Origin of the sequence: Streptomyces sp. NPDC049915, from assembly GCF_040656475.1 — a bacterium.
Taxonomy (GTDB): domain Bacteria; phylum Actinomycetota; class Actinomycetes; order Streptomycetales; family Streptomycetaceae; genus Streptomyces.
Genome location: NZ_JBFAMH010000006.1, coordinates 149,213 through 163,302, shown reverse-complemented (window position 1 = coordinate 163,302; position 14,090 = coordinate 149,213). Strand labels below are relative to the sequence as shown.

The window sequence follows — 14,090 nt, the reverse complement described above, 5'->3', positions numbered from 1 at the left end:
CCGCGTCAGGCCGCACGGTCCGTGTCCCGGCCCGCACCAGGGGCGGTGCGCCCGGTGAGGGCCGCCGGTCCGGCATCCCGGGCCGGGTCGCCGTACTCCCGGCGCGGCGCACGGGTCGCCGAGCTCAACCCTCGCCACTCGCGCGGCGAGTGGCCGTACACCCGGCGGAAGGCCCGGCTGAAGTGGGCGGCGTTGACGAAACCCCAGCGGTGCGCCACCACCGCCACGGCGGGCGCGGCGCCTCCGCGGGCCAGTTCCCGGGCGCACTCCTCCAGCCGGCGGCGCTGGACGAGCCGGGCCACGGTGATGCCTTCGTCCTCGAACAGCCGGTGCAGGTAGCGCACGGAGATGTGGTGGGCTGCGGCGACCGTCTCCGGCGTCAGACCCTGGTCCTCCAGATGGCGGTCGATGTGGTCGCGGATGCGCCGCACGAGTTCGCCGCGTCCGCTGTCGGCGCCGCCGAGCGGGCTGCGTTCGGCCACCAGCGTGCCGAAAAGGTCCTCGACACCGGCCGCGAGCCGCGTCGCCACCGCCGGACCGTAGGAGTCCGCCGAGTCGAGGAGCCGTACGAGAAAGGGGCTGAGGATCGCGCCGACACCCTCGGTGCCGCTGATGGCGGTCGCCGTGATCCGGCTCAGGTCGTCGTCGGACACGTCCAGCCCACGGCGGGGCAGGTGGACGATGTGGCAGGCGAACCGGTCGGGGAAGTCGAGGCTGTACGGCCGAGCGGTGTCGTAGACCAGAAGGTCGCCGGCGCTCGCGGCGGCGTGCCGGCCGTCCTGGAGCAGGGTCACCGTGCCGGCCGTCAGGACAATTATTCCCACGAGCGCTTCCCCCGGCCCTTGGCGGCTGACGCGCTGGCCGTCGGCCCGCAGGGAGCAGACGCGCAGGTGCCCGAGGCGGCCACTGGCGATCCGGCCGGCGAAGGGGCCGCCGCCGCGCGGTGTCACCGCCATGGGGAACAGAGCCGCGGCGAGGGCGGCGCGCCAGCGGCCGAGCCGGTCCCCGACGGGAACCGCGTCCGTCGACAGCACGAGGTCCACCTGATTCTCCCCCTCTCTCCGCTCAGCAGCAATCAACCAGTTCGGCCGGTGAGGGCACCAGGCACTCTCCAGGCAGAAAGAGGCGGTGCCGGGCGTGCGCGTACGGAACACGGCCGTGCGCGCAGGGGCAACTCGGGCCGCCCGGGCCCGCGTAGAGTGGCCGGGTCGCCTGCGTCGGGCGACGGCCGGGGTCACCGCATGTCCGGGCGGGCGAGCCGGGAGCGGGCCTCGGCGACCCGTTGGGGATCGGCGTCGGGGCCGAGGGCGATGCAGCGCGTGAACGCCTCACGCGCTTCGGCGGCACGGCCGGCGTCGAGCAGGACGTCACCGAGCGAGAGAAGATAGCGGCTCTCCAGCGCGATGTTGCCGTCCACCCGGCACAGCGCCACCGAGGCCCGCAGATGGTGCACCGCTTCGTCCCAGCGGCCGAGCCGGCCGAGGCTGCGGCCCAGGCCCGCGAGCGCGTTGCCCCGGGTGACGGCGGCGATGTGCGGTTGGAAGGCGTCGGCGTCCTCGTCGAGCCGCGCCAGGGCCTGCCGGTACACCTCGGCCGCTTCCTCGTCGCGCCGGGTGCCCTCCAGGTCCAGGGCGCGTCGGAGCAGGGCCTGCAGCATGCCGTGCAGGTCCCCAGCGGCCTCGAACAGGTCGATGGCGTGCGTGGTGTGACCGAAGGCCTCGCGGTGCTCGCCGAGCAGGTGGTGAGCCCAGCCGGCGTACTGGTGCGCCCACGCCTGCTGGACGCGGTCGTCGGCGCGCCGGGCGGCGGTGAGCGCGCGGGCGGAGTACTCCAGGCTGTCCCGGGGCCGGCCCTCGCACAGGAGTACCGCCCAGGCGTAGTAGTTGAGCTGCGTGGCTTCCAGCAGCGGATCCCCGAGCGCCTCGGCGGAGCGTGCGGCGGCGCGGAACACCTCCGGCCAGTGACCCCAGAAGATCCACTGATCCGAGAACCAGTGCAGGGACTCGGCCACCTCGACTACGGATGCGTGCTCGCCCTCCGCCGCGGCCGCGTGCAGGGCGGCCAGCCAGTTGGGGGCTTCGGCCTGGAGCCATTCGCGTGCCCGGTCGGCGCTGGAGAGATCGACGGTGCCCTGCCAGCCGGGGGGCGGGGCACCGTGGTCGGGTTCGTACCACCGGCCGGCCATGACGGCGGTGTCCAGCAGCCAGCGGTACATCGACCGGCGGGCCCGCTCGATGTCGTCGTCGCCGTCCTCGGCGGCGAGCCGGGTGCGGCCGTACAGGCACAGCAGGTCGTGCAGCCGGTACCGGTCCGCGGTGGTGCCGAGCAGGCCGGCCTCGACCAGTTCCTCCAGCGTGTCCTCGGCGTCGTACAGGTCCTGACCGGTGAGCCGGGCCGCGCAGGCGGCGCCGACATCGGGGCCGGGGACGAGGGACAGCCGCCGGAAGAGGCGGGCGGCGTCGGGCGTGAGCTGGCGGTAGGACAGGTCGAAGGCGTTCGTCACCCGGATGTCCCCGGCGGACAGCGCGTCCAGTCGCCGCTCCTCGCGCGCGAGCCGGTCCGCGAGCCGGCGCAGGCTCCAACCGGTGCGGGTCGCCAGCCAGTTGCCCGCGACCCGGAGGGCGAGCGGCAGCTGTTCGCACAGCCGGGCGACCTCGTGCAGGGCTTCCGGTTCGGCCGTCGCACGGTCCTCGCCGACGAGGGCGGTGAGGAACGCGGCCGCCTCGGCGGGGTCGAGCCGGCCGAGCGGCAGCCGGTGCACACCGTCGAGTCCGGTGAGCATGCGGCGGCTGGTCACCAGGACCAGGGTGCGGCCCGCGCCGGGCAGGAGTGGCCGTACCTGCGCCTCGTCGCGGGCGTTGTCGAGGACGAGCAGGCAGCGGCGGTCGGCGAGGACCTGCCGGTAGAGGGCCGGGTGGGCCTGGGGCCCCGACTTGGCCAGGTCCCGGTCGGGCACGCCGAAGGCCTTGAGCACGCGGACCATCAGCTCCGAGGGGCCGGGCGGCGTGTCGTCGGTTCCCCGCAGGTCCACCATGAGCTGTCCGTCCGGGAAGCGGTCGGCGAGCCGGCGGGCGGCGCGCAGCGCGAGGGTGGTCTTGCCGGTGCCGGGGGCGCCGTGGACGGTGACGACGACGGGCTGGGCGTCCGTGGCGCCGCCTGCGCTCTCGGCGTCATGGACCGCGGGCGGTCCCGCGGCGAGTTTCTCCAGCTCCGCCAGTTCGTCCGCGCGGCCGACGAAGTCGTCGATGCCGCGGGGGAAGGAGCGCACACCGACGGGACTGTATCCGGGGGTACGGCCGATGCGGGCGGCGGCGAGCAGCCGCTCCCGCTCGCTGTCGTCGAGGCCGAGCCCGTCCGCGAGCGCGGCGACCGTGCGCCGTTGCGGGGCGGCCCGCCGTCCGCGTTCCAGATCGCCGATGCCGCGCACACTGACGCCGGACGCGTCCGCCAACGCCTCGATCGTCAACGACTTCGCCAGCCGCAACTCCCGCAGCAGCGGCCCGAAAGCCGCGTCGTGCGCGGACATATCCGCCCCTTCCACCCCACCCTGTACTTGAACATTGTAAGAGGTGTCGGAAGCGCTTTTGATCAAGAAGCCGACCGGCCGGTTCACGTCGGAGCGGGCGCGGCCCGTCGGACACTCCCGCGCCGCAGCATCGGCCCCCGCGAACCAGGAGGCGCAGGTTCCCACTGCGGAGTTCACGGGGGCCGACTCGCGATCCAGTACCCACCGGCCCACCCGGTACGCCCGAACCAAGCCGTACGCCCCGTTTGTTCCGTGCGGCCGCCATCCCCCCGGCAGCGTCCGGGACGCACAAAAAAAGGGGGTGGGCCGACCCTTCCGGGCCGACCCACCCCACAGACGCCGTCACATGGACGCCGCCTCGAACCGCTCAGTGCGCGCCGGCGGTCACCATCGGTACCAGCGACCCCGGCGGCCGCCACCGGCCGCCGGACGGACCACGAAACCGAGCAGCCAGACCACGAGCACGATCACCGCGACCCACCACAGGGCCTTGAGTGCGAAGCCCGCACCGAAGAGAACGAGAGCCAGCAGAAGAACCAGAAGCAGGGGAACCATTGTTATCAACCTCCTGGCCGTCGTGTGCTCCCATCACGCCCCGACAAACACCCGGTCGGCGCGTTACTTTCACGAGGTCGAGGGCATACGGGCGCGGCGTGCACGCCCTTCGACGGACGCGGCCACCTGACCGGACGCGGCCCCGCTCCCCCACCGCGCCCGGGACTCAGTGGTCCGCCGCGCCGCCCCGCACGACACAGGAGCGATAGTTCTCCCAGCCCCATCCATCGCCGTCGGGGTCGGAGCTGCTGCCGTTGACGCAGTACGGGTAACCGTTCGGTGCCGTGCCACCGCCCGAACCACCGGCGCTGTACACGGTGGCCTTCTTGGCGGTGGCCACGATGCCGTTGGCTCCCTGGAAGAGACGCTGCCCCCAGGCCGTGAGCGAGTTGGGGTCGAAGTTGCTCACCAGGTCGAGGTACTCGACCCCACCGCCGTTGCCGCTCCAGGACCAGCCGAGGTACCCGACCCGGAGGGACTGCGCGGTCGCCATGATGGCGTCCTCGTCCGGGTCGCCGTCGCTGCGCCGGTCACCGAACTCACCGACGACGATCGGCAGGTTGTTGCCGACGAAGTAGTTCAGGTACTCCTGCACCTCGGCGGCGGTGTCGTAGACGCCGTACATGTGGATGGAGAAGATCGTGTTGCGATCGGGGTCCGAGGAGAAGACCGACGCCGCGTTGGCCTTCATCGTTCCCGACCAGTCCTGGCCCCAGTTGGGGGCGTCCACCATGAGGGCGTTGCGGATGCCGGCGTCGCGCAGCTTCCTGATGGCGTTCTTCGTGGCGTCGGTCCAGGCACCGTAACCGGTGTTGCCGTAGGGCTCGTTGCCGATGTTGACGACGATGTAGTCCTCCTGGCCGGCCAGCGCGCTCTTCACACCGGTCCAGTAGTCCGCCGCCCTGTCGAGCGAGGTCGCGGCGGAGTCCTCGCCGTAGCCGGTGGTGTCATGGACCTCCAGCACGCAGATGACCTTGTTCGCCTTGCACTGGGCGATCAGGGAGGAGACTTCGGAGCTGCTGGTCTTCGTCCACCGGTCACCGCTTGCCAGCACCAGGCGGACGGTGTTGGCGCCCTTCGCGGCGATGTCGGCGACGGCTCCGGTCCGGGTCGGGTACCAGGCGTACGCGTGGTTGACCCCGCGCATCACGAACTCGTTGCCGTTGGCCTCGTACACCCGGCCGTTGGAGACATGGATGCCGGTGGCGGTACTGGCTGCCTCGGCCGGGGCGATGAGGCCGCCGAGGGCGGACATCAGCAGGCCGAGAGAGCCGGTGAGCGCAACGGCGAAGGCGGAGCGGAGCCTGCTTCTACGGGTCGTTGCCATGTCTTCCTTTCGCACATGAGACAACGTTGTCACGACGGGATGCCGAGTGGCACGCGAGAGCCCTCAGGCGAGCCGTGGGCGTCGCGGGGCGACAACGTGGGAACGCCTCCATAACACCACCGAGTGTTTCGGCCATGTCAATAGTCGGGACATCTCTTGTTGCGCTGACAAGCGATTCCGGGGCGCGCAAAGAGCTAAACTCGCACTTAACTAAACCGGTCATGTCGACAGTATTGCAATGGAGCCCATGACTCCCTATTTTCTGCGGAGAGGTGTACGCCATGCGTCCTATACCGGTTCAACAGCAACGAGCGATCATGCCCGCGAATGCCCGATTGACCTGGATAACATACCTCCGTGGATCTACCGCAACCGATCATCAAGAACTACGCCTGGGGCTCCCGCACCGCGCTCGCGCGAATACAGGGACGGAACACTCCGTCATCCAGTCCCGAGGCGGAACTGTGGATGGGCGCGCATCCGGCGGGTCCAGCGCGTGTCACGCGCGGCGGAGAGACGGTCACCCTCCAGGACGTGGTGGCCGGCCATCCGGAGCGGGAACTGGGGGCGGACTGCGCCGCCCGGTTCGGTGGCCGGCTGCCCTTTCTGCTCAAGATCCTGGCCGCCGAACAGCCGCTGTCCATCCAGGTGCACCCCGACCGCAACCAGGCACGCGAGGCGTTCGCCGCACAGCTCGCCGGGACGGGACGCGGCCCCTACACGGACGACTGGCCGAAGCCCGAACTGCTCTGTGCGCTGACCCCGTTCGAGGTACTGGCCGGCTTCCGGACGCGCGAGGAGGCCGCCCGCGTACTCAACGGGCTCGCTCTGCCCGCGCTGCGTCCCGTCGCCGCGCTCCTGGAGGCCGACAGCGGTGCAGCGGCACTGACCACCGCACTGCGCGCTCTGCTCGAGTGGCCGGAGCGGACTCGCGGCAGACTCGTCGACGAGGTCGTCCGCTCGTGTGCCCGACTCGCCCGGCAGGCCGGGCCGTACGCGGCCCCCTACGAAGCGGTCACGCGCATGGCGCGTCACCACCCCGGCGACATCGGACTCGTGGCCTCCCTCCTGCTGCGGCACCAAGTCGTCGAGCCGGGCGCCGCGCTGTTCATGCCGGCCGGCGGACTGCACGCCTATGTGCGGGGGGTGGGTGTGGAGGTCATGGCCGCGTCCGACAATGTGCTGCGCGCGGGGCTGACCTCCAAAGAGATCGACGTGCCGGAGCTGCTGCGGATCACCGACCCGTCGGTACGCGTGGCCGCCGTCCGGCCGCGGCTTCTTCCCGGTCCGGGCACCACGCACTCCTACGACTGCCCGGCGGAGGAGTTCGCCCTCCACCGGATCGCCCTGTCCGCCTCACCGACGCCGCTGACTCCTGCGTCCGGGCCTCGTGTCGCCCTGTGCCTCGACGGCTCGGCCCTGCTGAGCGGACCGGCGGGTGACACCCTCACACTCGGTCCGGGCGCCTCGTGCTTCGTCCCCGACTCCGACGAGGGCGTCACGGTGCAAGGCACCGGGACACTGTTCGTGGCGAGCGCGGGATCCCCTGCGCTCGATGCAAGCGCACCTTTGACGCGTACGGTCTGACAACGATGTCCATGACCCGAGGGGCCGCGACGTCGCGCGTCGCGGCCCCTCGGGTCATGCGTGCCCTGTCCGCTACGTGCGGGGCGGCGGTGCGGTCGAGCCGCGCGGTACGAGTTGGGGTGTGTCCGCCGGCCGGGAGGCGACGTCCTGCCCGGCGATCACGTCGAACAGCAGCCGCGCGACCTCCGCACCGAAGGTGTGCACGTCGTGGCTCATCGCCGACAGTGTCGGATGGGTGAGCCGGCACAGCTGCGAGTCGTCCCAGGCCAGCAGGGACAGGTCGTCCGGTACGGCGACGCCCATCTCGGCGGCGACGCCCAGGCCGGCGACCGCCATGATGTCGTTGTCGTAGACGATCGCCGTGGGGCGCTGGGACGACAGCAGCAGGGAGCGTGTCGCCCGCGCGCCCTCCTCGCCCGAGAAGCCCGTCTCGATGTGCACCGCGTCGTCCAGTCCGAGCTCCCGCATCGCCCGCTCGAACGCGTCCGTACGGATGGCGCTGTGCCCCAGACCACCGGGCCCGCCCACGCGGGCGATCCGCCGGTGTCCGAGCGCCGCCAGATAGCGCACCGCCTCGGCGACGGCCGGGCCGTCGTCGGTCCACACGGAGGGCAGTCCCCCGGTGAGCCGGGGGTGCCCCACGGCTACGGCCGGGAGCCCCAGATCGCGCAGGGCGGCGATCCGCGGGTCGCTCTGGTGGAAGTCGACCAGGATCGAGCCGCCGACCTGGCGTTCGCGCCACCAGCGCTCCTGCAGGCCGATCTCCTCCTCCAGGGAGCCGACCAGCCGCAGCAGTAGTGAGCAGTTGCGCTCGGCGAGCACGCTCTCGATGCCGGAGATGAACTCCATGTAGAAGGGCTCGAGACCGAGCAGCCGGGCCGGGCGGCAGATGGCGAGCCCGATCGTGTCGACGGACTGCCGGGACAGGCTGCGGGCCGAGGAGTTCGGGGCCCAGCCCAGTCTTCGGGCGGCCGCGAAGATCCGCTCCCGGGTCGCCTCGGAGACTCCGGGCTTGCCGTTGAACGCGAGCGACACCGCCCCCTTGGACACCCCGGCCGCGGCGGCGACGTCCTTGATGGTGACGCGGTCCGTCGGTGCGCTCACGCCGGTTCCACGCAGAACAGAGCGGCGCGTACGGCGTTGGCGCCCGTCTCGACGGCACCCCGGATCCTCAGGCGGGCCCGCTCGCCCGGCAGGAGCGTGCGCAACCCCGTGTCGCAGACGGCGTCCGGTCCGAGCCGGTCGGTCTGCAGGAGCAGATCGCGAACGAGGGTATGTGCTGTCACCACGACCTCGACATTACCGCCAACGGCGCCGGGAGCGGAGGTCACGCTCACGTCGTAGTCGGGGGCGGGGTAGGCGAACTCCTTGTCCCGGAGGGGGAAGTGCACGGCGCGCAGCGAGCCGGCGTCCGCGACGAGGAACTCCTTGGCGGAGGCCGCGTCCGGCGCGAGATCCGCGTCCACGCTCTGCCGGTGGACCGTACGCGCCGCGACGGTGACGTCGAGCGTGCGCTCCGCCATCACCGTGCCGTCCGTGTGCATACGGCGCACGGTCAGCGTCGTGTGCCAGGGCTCGGCGGACTGGTTGATCACGGCCAGGACCGGGCCGGCGGCCGACGGCTGGAGGGTCAGCAGGCGGTCGGCGTAGACCCGGCGCAGTTCGTGGTACAGCGGTTTGAGGCGGCCGTCGCCGTCGATCGCGGACCAGGAGCTGACCGGCCAGCAGTCGTTGATCTGCCAGACGACGGTGCCCGCGCAGACCGGCCAGTGCGAGCGCCAGTGCTCGATCCCGGCGGCCACCGCCCGTGCCTGCACGACCTGGGCGAGATAGTGCCAGCGGTCGAAGTCGCCCTCGGGGAGGACGAAGTGGCGTTCCACGCCGCGGTTCAGCTTGCCGTTGCCGTCGTCGGCTTTTTGGTGGTGCAGCATGCCGGGCGAGTCGGGGGCGAGGCGCTCACCGGGCAGCGCGCGGCGCAGGGTGGCCAGGGCGGGCGGCGCCTGCCAGCCGAACTCCGCCACGAAACGGGGCACCGTGTCGCGGTACTCGGCGTAGTCGCGGCGGTTCCACACCTCCCAGGAGTGGTGCGTGCCGTGCGCGGGGTCGTTGGGGTGATGGTCCCAGGAGCCCGACCACGGGCTGCCCGCGGCGTACGGGCGGGTGGGGTCCAGCTCGGCGACGATCCGGGGCAGCAGCCCGAGGTAGTAGCCCGCGCCCCAGGAGTCACCGGCGAGGGAGCCTTCCCAGTCCCAGTCGCGAAAGCCCCAGAGGTTCTCGTTGTTGCCGTTCCACAGCACGAGGGAGGGATGCGGCATGAGGCGGACAACGTTGTCGCGCGCCTCGGCCTCGACCTCTCCGCGCAGCGGCTGCTCCTCCGGGTAGGCGGCACAGGCGAACAGGAAGTCCTGCCAGACCAGCAGGCCCAGTTCGTCGCAGGCGTCGTAGAAGGCGTCGTCCTCGTAGATGCCGCCGCCCCAGATGCGCACCAGGTCGGCGCCGGCTTCGGCCGTCTGACGCAGCCTGGTGCGGTAGCGCTCGGGGGTGACCCGGGAGGGGAAGACGTCGTCCGGGATCCAGTTCACGCCGCGGGCGAAGATCCGTACACCGTTGACGACCAGGGTGAATCCGGTGCCGTGCTCGTCCGCGGAGCGGTCGAGTTCGACGTTGCGGAAGCCGGTACGCCGTTGCCAGGAGTCGAGTGGCCGGTCCGTGCCGGTGTCGACCAGGCTGACGTCCAGGTCGTACAGGGGCTGGGCACCGTACCCGCGAGGCCACCACAGTTCGGGCGTGGGCACGCGCAGGGTCAGCACCGCGCTGTCGCCCTCCACCACGGTCCGGACCTGGGCTCCCGCGACCGAGGCACGCACTTCGAGAGGCCGGCCCTCGCCCTGCTCGGTGCGTTCGACGTCGACGTGCACCTCCACCGTGCCCGCGTCGTCGGTGACGGTCACGAGCGGCCGCACCTGTGCCAGGCGCGCCGTCGACCACCTCTCCAGGCGTACGGGGCGCCAGATCCCGGCGGTGACCAGGGTCGGCCCCCAGTCCCAGCCGAAGCTGCACGCCATCTTCCGGATGTACTGGAAGGGCTCCGGATAGACGTTGGGCCGGTCGCCGGTCAGCAGACGGACGAACTCCGCCTCGTCGTAGGCGGAGGTGAACTCCACGTGGAGCCGGCCGTGTCGGCCGGTGACGTCGAACCGGTAGCGGCGGTGCATGTTGCGGGTGCGTCCCAGCTCGCGCCCGTCGAGTGTGATCACGGCGGCGGTGTCGAGGCCGTCGAAGACCAGGTCGGTACGCTCGTGGCCTTCCTGGGCCGTGTCGGCGGCGCCGAGGTCGCGGCCGTACGTCCACGCCCGGCGCCCGACCCAGTCCACCTCCCGCTCGTTCTGCCCGAGGAAGGGGTCGGGAATCAGCCCGGCGGCCAGCAGATCGGTGTGGACGCATCCGGGCACATGGGCGGGCAGTGACTCGCCTTCGTGCGTCAGACTCCATCCCTCGGAGAGCTGGACGACTTCCTTCATGTGCGGCTCCTTCGACCGTGCGGGCCTGTCAACGTGTAGCAGCGCGAGCCAACCTAACGCCCGCAACTGAACCGGTCTAGTCCCCTATCGCAGCCCATCGGCAAGTTGGGGTTGTGACTGAGGTGCTGGTTAGCCCATCACTTCCCCCATCAAGGTAACGATTATGTATCGCGACAGGGCCTGCAACTTTACCGGTTCACTTCCGACTGACATGCTGCCGCAGAACCACCGGAAGCCCGAGCCGTGATCCATGGAGGAGTGGGGCATATGGGGACAAAAGCACGGAGCGCCGCTCTGCTGGCCATCGCGATGGTGACCGTCGCCGGGTGCGGCGGAGGAGGGACGCCCAACGCCAACGAGACGGCGGCCGCGCCACTGAACCCGGACAGCGCCTCGGGCGCCATCACGGTGCTCACCAACCGTACGGATCTCGTGCAGGACGGCACGATGAAGAAGTACGCCGCCGAGTTCAACAAGACCTACCCGAAGGTGAAGGTCAAGTTCGAGGCCATCACCGACTACGAGGGGGAGGTCAAGATCCGGATGAACACCGAGAACTACGGTGACGTCCTGCTGATCCCCGCGGCGGTCTCCAAGGGCGACTACCCGAAGTTCTTCGCGCCGCTCGGATCCACGGGCGACATGAAGCAGACCTACCGCTTCACCGACAAGACCGACGTGAACGGCAGGGTCTACGGCATCGCCACGTTCGGCACCGCCAACGGCTTCGTCTACAACAAGGCCGTATGGAAGAAGGCCGGCATCACCGCCTGGCCGAAGACGGCACAGGAGTTTCTCGGCGACCTGCGAGCCGTCAAGGACAAGGCCGGCGCGACGCCCTACTACACGAACTTCAAGGACGGCTGGCCGCTCACCAGCCCCTGGACCAACAGCGTCGGCGCCGTCAGCTGCGACAGCCAGGCGTCGGACAAGCTGGCGGCCACGGACAAGCCGTGGGTCAAGGGCAGCGACCTGTACGCGCTCGACTCCCTGCTGTACGACATCGTGCACGACAAGCTCGCCGAGAAGGACCCGACGACCACCAACTGGGAGAGCTCGAAGACCCTGCTCGCCAAGGGGCAGATCAGCTCCATGATGCTCGGCTCGTGGGCCGTCAACCAGATGCGCGAGGCCGCCCGGAAGGCCGGCCGGAACCCGGACGACATCGGCTTCATGCCCTACCCGGGCCAGGTCGGCGGCACCTTCTGCTCCACGCTCGTCTCCGACTACCAGCAGGCCGTCAACATCCACTCCGAGAACAAGGGCGCGGCCCGGGCGTGGATCGACTGGTTCACCGAGAAGTCCGGTTACTCCGCCAAAGAGGGCGCCGTTTCCGCCCTGAGGGCCGATGCGCTTCCGGTGACGCTCGAAGAATATATTGACAACGATGTCAAGATGGTGGAGCGCTCCGAGGCGAAGACCGCCGAGGTGAACGCCGTCGACCAGGCATCGGAGATCGGGCTCAGTCAGCAGGACTACCGGCAGAAGCTCGTCGACCTCGCCCGCGGCGCCCAGAAGGGCTCACTCCAGGACTACTTCGACGATCTGAACAAGCGCTGGACCCAGGCCCGCCAGACCGCCGGCAACTGAAACCCCGTTCGCCGGGTCCCCGCGCGCTCGCGCCCGACGGGACCCGGCCATCCAGCGCCCAGCGGACGACGAAAGGCCCTGGCCAGCAATGACCCGTACCGTTTCCACCGCTTCACCGCCCACGCCGGTCACCGAAAAGGACCGCGGCACACGGCATGGCCGGCGTCAGGCCCCGGGCGCCCGGAGCCGCGGGCACCAGTCCCTGCGCCGGCTCACTCCCTGGCTGTTCCTGCTGGTCCCCGTCGCCCTCCTGGTCACCTTCACCTATGTGCCGGTGGGCGACATGATCTACTACAGCTTCACCGACTGGGACGGCGTCAGCCCCGACCGCTCCTTCGTGGGCGCCGAGAACTACACGGAACTCTTCACCCGCCCCGAGCTGTTCCGGGTCTTCGCGGTGAGCCTGTACTACCTCGCGGCGTCGGTCGTACAGATCGCGATCGCCCTGTACTTCGCCACCGTCCTCAGCTTCGACCTGCGCTTCAGGAACCTGTTCAAGGGCATCCTGTTCTTCCCCTACCTGATCAACGGGGTGGCGATCGGGTTCGTCTTCCTCTACTTCTTCCAGGACGGTGGCACCCTCGACTCGGTGCTGTCCTGGTTCGGCGCGAACGGCGACCACGCCTGGCTGAGCAGTCCCGAGTCGGCCAACACCTCGCTGGCGGGGGTGTCCGTGTGGCGCTACACAGGCCTGAACTTCGTCCTGTTCCTCGGCGCCATCCAGTCGATCCCCGGCGAACTGTACGAGGCCGCCCAGCTCGACGGTGCGAGCCGGTGGCAGCAGTTCCGGCACATCATCGCGCCGAGCATCCGGCCCGTGCTCAGCCTGAGCGTCATCCTGGCGATCTCCGGCTCGCTGTCCGTCTTCGAGATCCCGTACATCATGACCACCGGCGCGACCGGCACCTCGACCTTCGTGATCCAGACGGTGAAGTTCGCCTTCCAGTTCAACAAGACCGGCCTGGCCTCCGCGTGCGCGGTGGTGCTGCTGGCGATCATCCTGCTGGTCACCTGGATCCAGCGACGCCTCGTGCCCGACGAGAGGGTGGACATCGTATGACCATCACCGCCCCCGCTCGGCGGCGGCCGCGGCGGCGCCTCGGCGTCGCCACCACGCTGACCTATCTGGTCCTGATCGCCGCGTCTCTCGTGGTCCTGGTACCGCTCACCGTGGTGTTCCTGACCTCACTGAAGTCGTCCGGAGAGGTCGCGGACGGGCAGGGCGCCCTGGCGCTGCCCCACGACTGGCTGAACTTCTCCAACTACGCCACCGCCTTTTCCGGCGGCCATATGCTGACGGCCCTCGGGAACACGGCCTTCATCCTGTTGTTCTCGATCACCGGCACAGTGATCATCGGCTCGATGACCGCGTACGCCATCGACCGTTTCGAGTTCCGGTTCAAGAAGCTGGTCATGGCGCTGTTCCTGATCGCCACCCTGGTGCCGGGGGTGACGACCCAGGTGGCGACTTTTCAGGTCGTCAACAGCTTCGGTCTCTTCGACACCAGGTGGGCGCCGATCCTGCTGTACATGGGCACGGACATCGTGTCGATCTACATCTTCCTGCAGTTCATCCGGGGCATCCCGGTGTCCGTGGACGAGGCGGCCAGGCTCGACGGCGCCAACGCCTTCACCATCTACCGCAAGATCATCTTCCCGATGCTGAAGCCGGCGATCGCCACCGTCGTCATCATCAAGGGCATCACCACCTACAACGACTTCTACATTCCGTTCCTCTACATGCCCTCGGAGGACCTGGGCACCATCTCGACCTCCCTGTACCGCTTCAAGGGTCCCTTCGGCGCGCATTGGGAGACCATCTCCGCCGGGGCGATCCTGGTGATCGTGCCGACGCTGGTGGTGTTCCTTTTCCTGCAGCGTTACATCTACAACGGGTTCGCCCAGGGAGCGAGCAAGTAACGGCGGTGCCGGGGCGGTTCGGAACGCTGTGGGGGTGGGTCGAGTCGCGGTGGCCGCGTCGCGC

General features: G+C 70.1%; 10 protein-coding genes. 4 read left to right on the top strand and 6 right to left on the bottom strand.

From position 1 onward, the window contains the following. Positions 1–5 precede the first annotated feature (5 nt). From AB0J12_RS12870 to AB0J12_RS12855, 4 genes are all read right to left on the bottom strand, one after another. Positions 6–1,043, bottom strand: coding sequence for a helix-turn-helix domain-containing protein (locus AB0J12_RS12870; RefSeq protein WP_363264315.1), 1,038 nt, complete (start codon positions 1,041–1,043; stop codon positions 6–8). Between the two features lie 191 nt (positions 1,044–1,234). Continuing rightward, positions 1,235–3,526 carry a tetratricopeptide repeat protein gene (locus AB0J12_RS12865; protein ID WP_363264314.1) on the bottom strand — a complete coding sequence of 764 codons (2,292 nt, stop codon included), beginning with the start codon at positions 3,524–3,526 and terminating at the stop codon, positions 1,235–1,237. A gap of 384 nt (positions 3,527–3,910) precedes the next feature. Further along, a complete protein-coding gene (locus AB0J12_RS12860) occupies positions 3,911–4,081 on the bottom strand; it encodes a hydrophobic protein (RefSeq protein WP_363264313.1) in 171 nt (56 codons plus the stop codon). A 166-nt stretch (positions 4,082–4,247) separates the two neighbouring features. Continuing rightward, positions 4,248–5,408 (bottom strand): cellulase family glycosylhydrolase, encoded by a 1,161-nt coding sequence (locus tag AB0J12_RS12855; RefSeq protein WP_363264312.1) that lies wholly within the window; start codon positions 5,406–5,408, stop codon positions 4,248–4,250. A 357-nt stretch (positions 5,409–5,765) separates the two neighbouring features. On the opposite strand from AB0J12_RS12855, the gene manA reads away from it, so the two are divergent. Then, positions 5,766–6,995, top strand: coding sequence for a mannose-6-phosphate isomerase, class I (gene manA, locus AB0J12_RS12850; protein WP_363264311.1), 1,230 nt, complete (start codon positions 5,766–5,768; stop codon positions 6,993–6,995). 72 nt (positions 6,996–7,067) lie between these two features. Here the strand turns inward: manA and AB0J12_RS12845 are convergent, their stop codons facing one another. Both AB0J12_RS12845 and AB0J12_RS12840 read right to left on the bottom strand, forming a co-directional pair. Beyond that, complete coding sequence (locus AB0J12_RS12845; RefSeq protein WP_363264310.1) at positions 7,068–8,099, bottom strand: LacI family DNA-binding transcriptional regulator; 1,032 nt, start codon at positions 8,097–8,099, stop codon at positions 7,068–7,070. Then, positions 8,096–10,516: a glycoside hydrolase family 2 protein gene (locus AB0J12_RS12840; RefSeq protein WP_363264309.1), complete on the bottom strand. Its 2,421-nt coding sequence runs from the start codon at positions 10,514–10,516 to the stop codon at positions 8,096–8,098. The genes AB0J12_RS12845 and AB0J12_RS12840 overlap by 4 nt, the downstream gene beginning before the upstream one ends. Positions 10,517–10,783: 267 nt before the next feature. On the opposite strand from AB0J12_RS12840, the gene AB0J12_RS12835 reads away from it, so the two are divergent. From AB0J12_RS12835 to AB0J12_RS12825, 3 genes are all read left to right on the top strand, one after another. Beyond that, positions 10,784–12,106, top strand: coding sequence for an extracellular solute-binding protein (locus AB0J12_RS12835; protein ID WP_363264308.1), 1,323 nt, complete (start codon positions 10,784–10,786; stop codon positions 12,104–12,106). 88 nt (positions 12,107–12,194) lie between these two features. Beyond that, positions 12,195–13,166, top strand: coding sequence for a sugar ABC transporter permease (locus AB0J12_RS12830; protein ID WP_363264307.1), 972 nt, complete (start codon positions 12,195–12,197; stop codon positions 13,164–13,166). Next, the gene (locus AB0J12_RS12825; RefSeq protein WP_363264306.1) at positions 13,163–14,026 is read left to right on the top strand and encodes a carbohydrate ABC transporter permease; all 864 of its coding nucleotides are present in this window, start codon (positions 13,163–13,165) and stop codon (positions 14,024–14,026) included. The genes AB0J12_RS12830 and AB0J12_RS12825 overlap by 4 nt, the downstream gene beginning before the upstream one ends. Positions 14,027–14,090: the final 64 nt, after the last annotated feature.

Bases quoted from the DNA above. Each gene is read 5' to 3' on its own strand.
- AB0J12_RS12840 (WP_363264309.1), bottom strand. From the start codon at position 10,516: ATGAAGGAAGTCGTCCAGCTCTCCGAGGGATGGAGTCTGACGCACGAA.
- AB0J12_RS12825 (WP_363264306.1), top strand. From the start codon at position 13,163: ATGACCATCACCGCCCCCGCTCGGCGGCGGCCGCGGCGGCGCCTCGGC.
- AB0J12_RS12855 (WP_363264312.1), bottom strand. From the start codon at position 5,408: ATGGCAACGACCCGTAGAAGCAGGCTCCGCTCCGCCTTCGCCGTTGCG.
- AB0J12_RS12865 (WP_363264314.1), bottom strand. From the start codon at position 3,526: ATGTCCGCGCACGACGCGGCTTTCGGGCCGCTGCTGCGGGAGTTGCGG.
- AB0J12_RS12830 (WP_363264307.1), top strand. From the start codon at position 12,195: ATGACCCGTACCGTTTCCACCGCTTCACCGCCCACGCCGGTCACCGAA.
- AB0J12_RS12860 (WP_363264313.1), bottom strand. From the start codon at position 4,081: ATGGTTCCCCTGCTTCTGGTTCTTCTGCTGGCTCTCGTTCTCTTCGGT.
- AB0J12_RS12835 (WP_363264308.1), top strand. From the start codon at position 10,784: ATGGGGACAAAAGCACGGAGCGCCGCTCTGCTGGCCATCGCGATGGTG.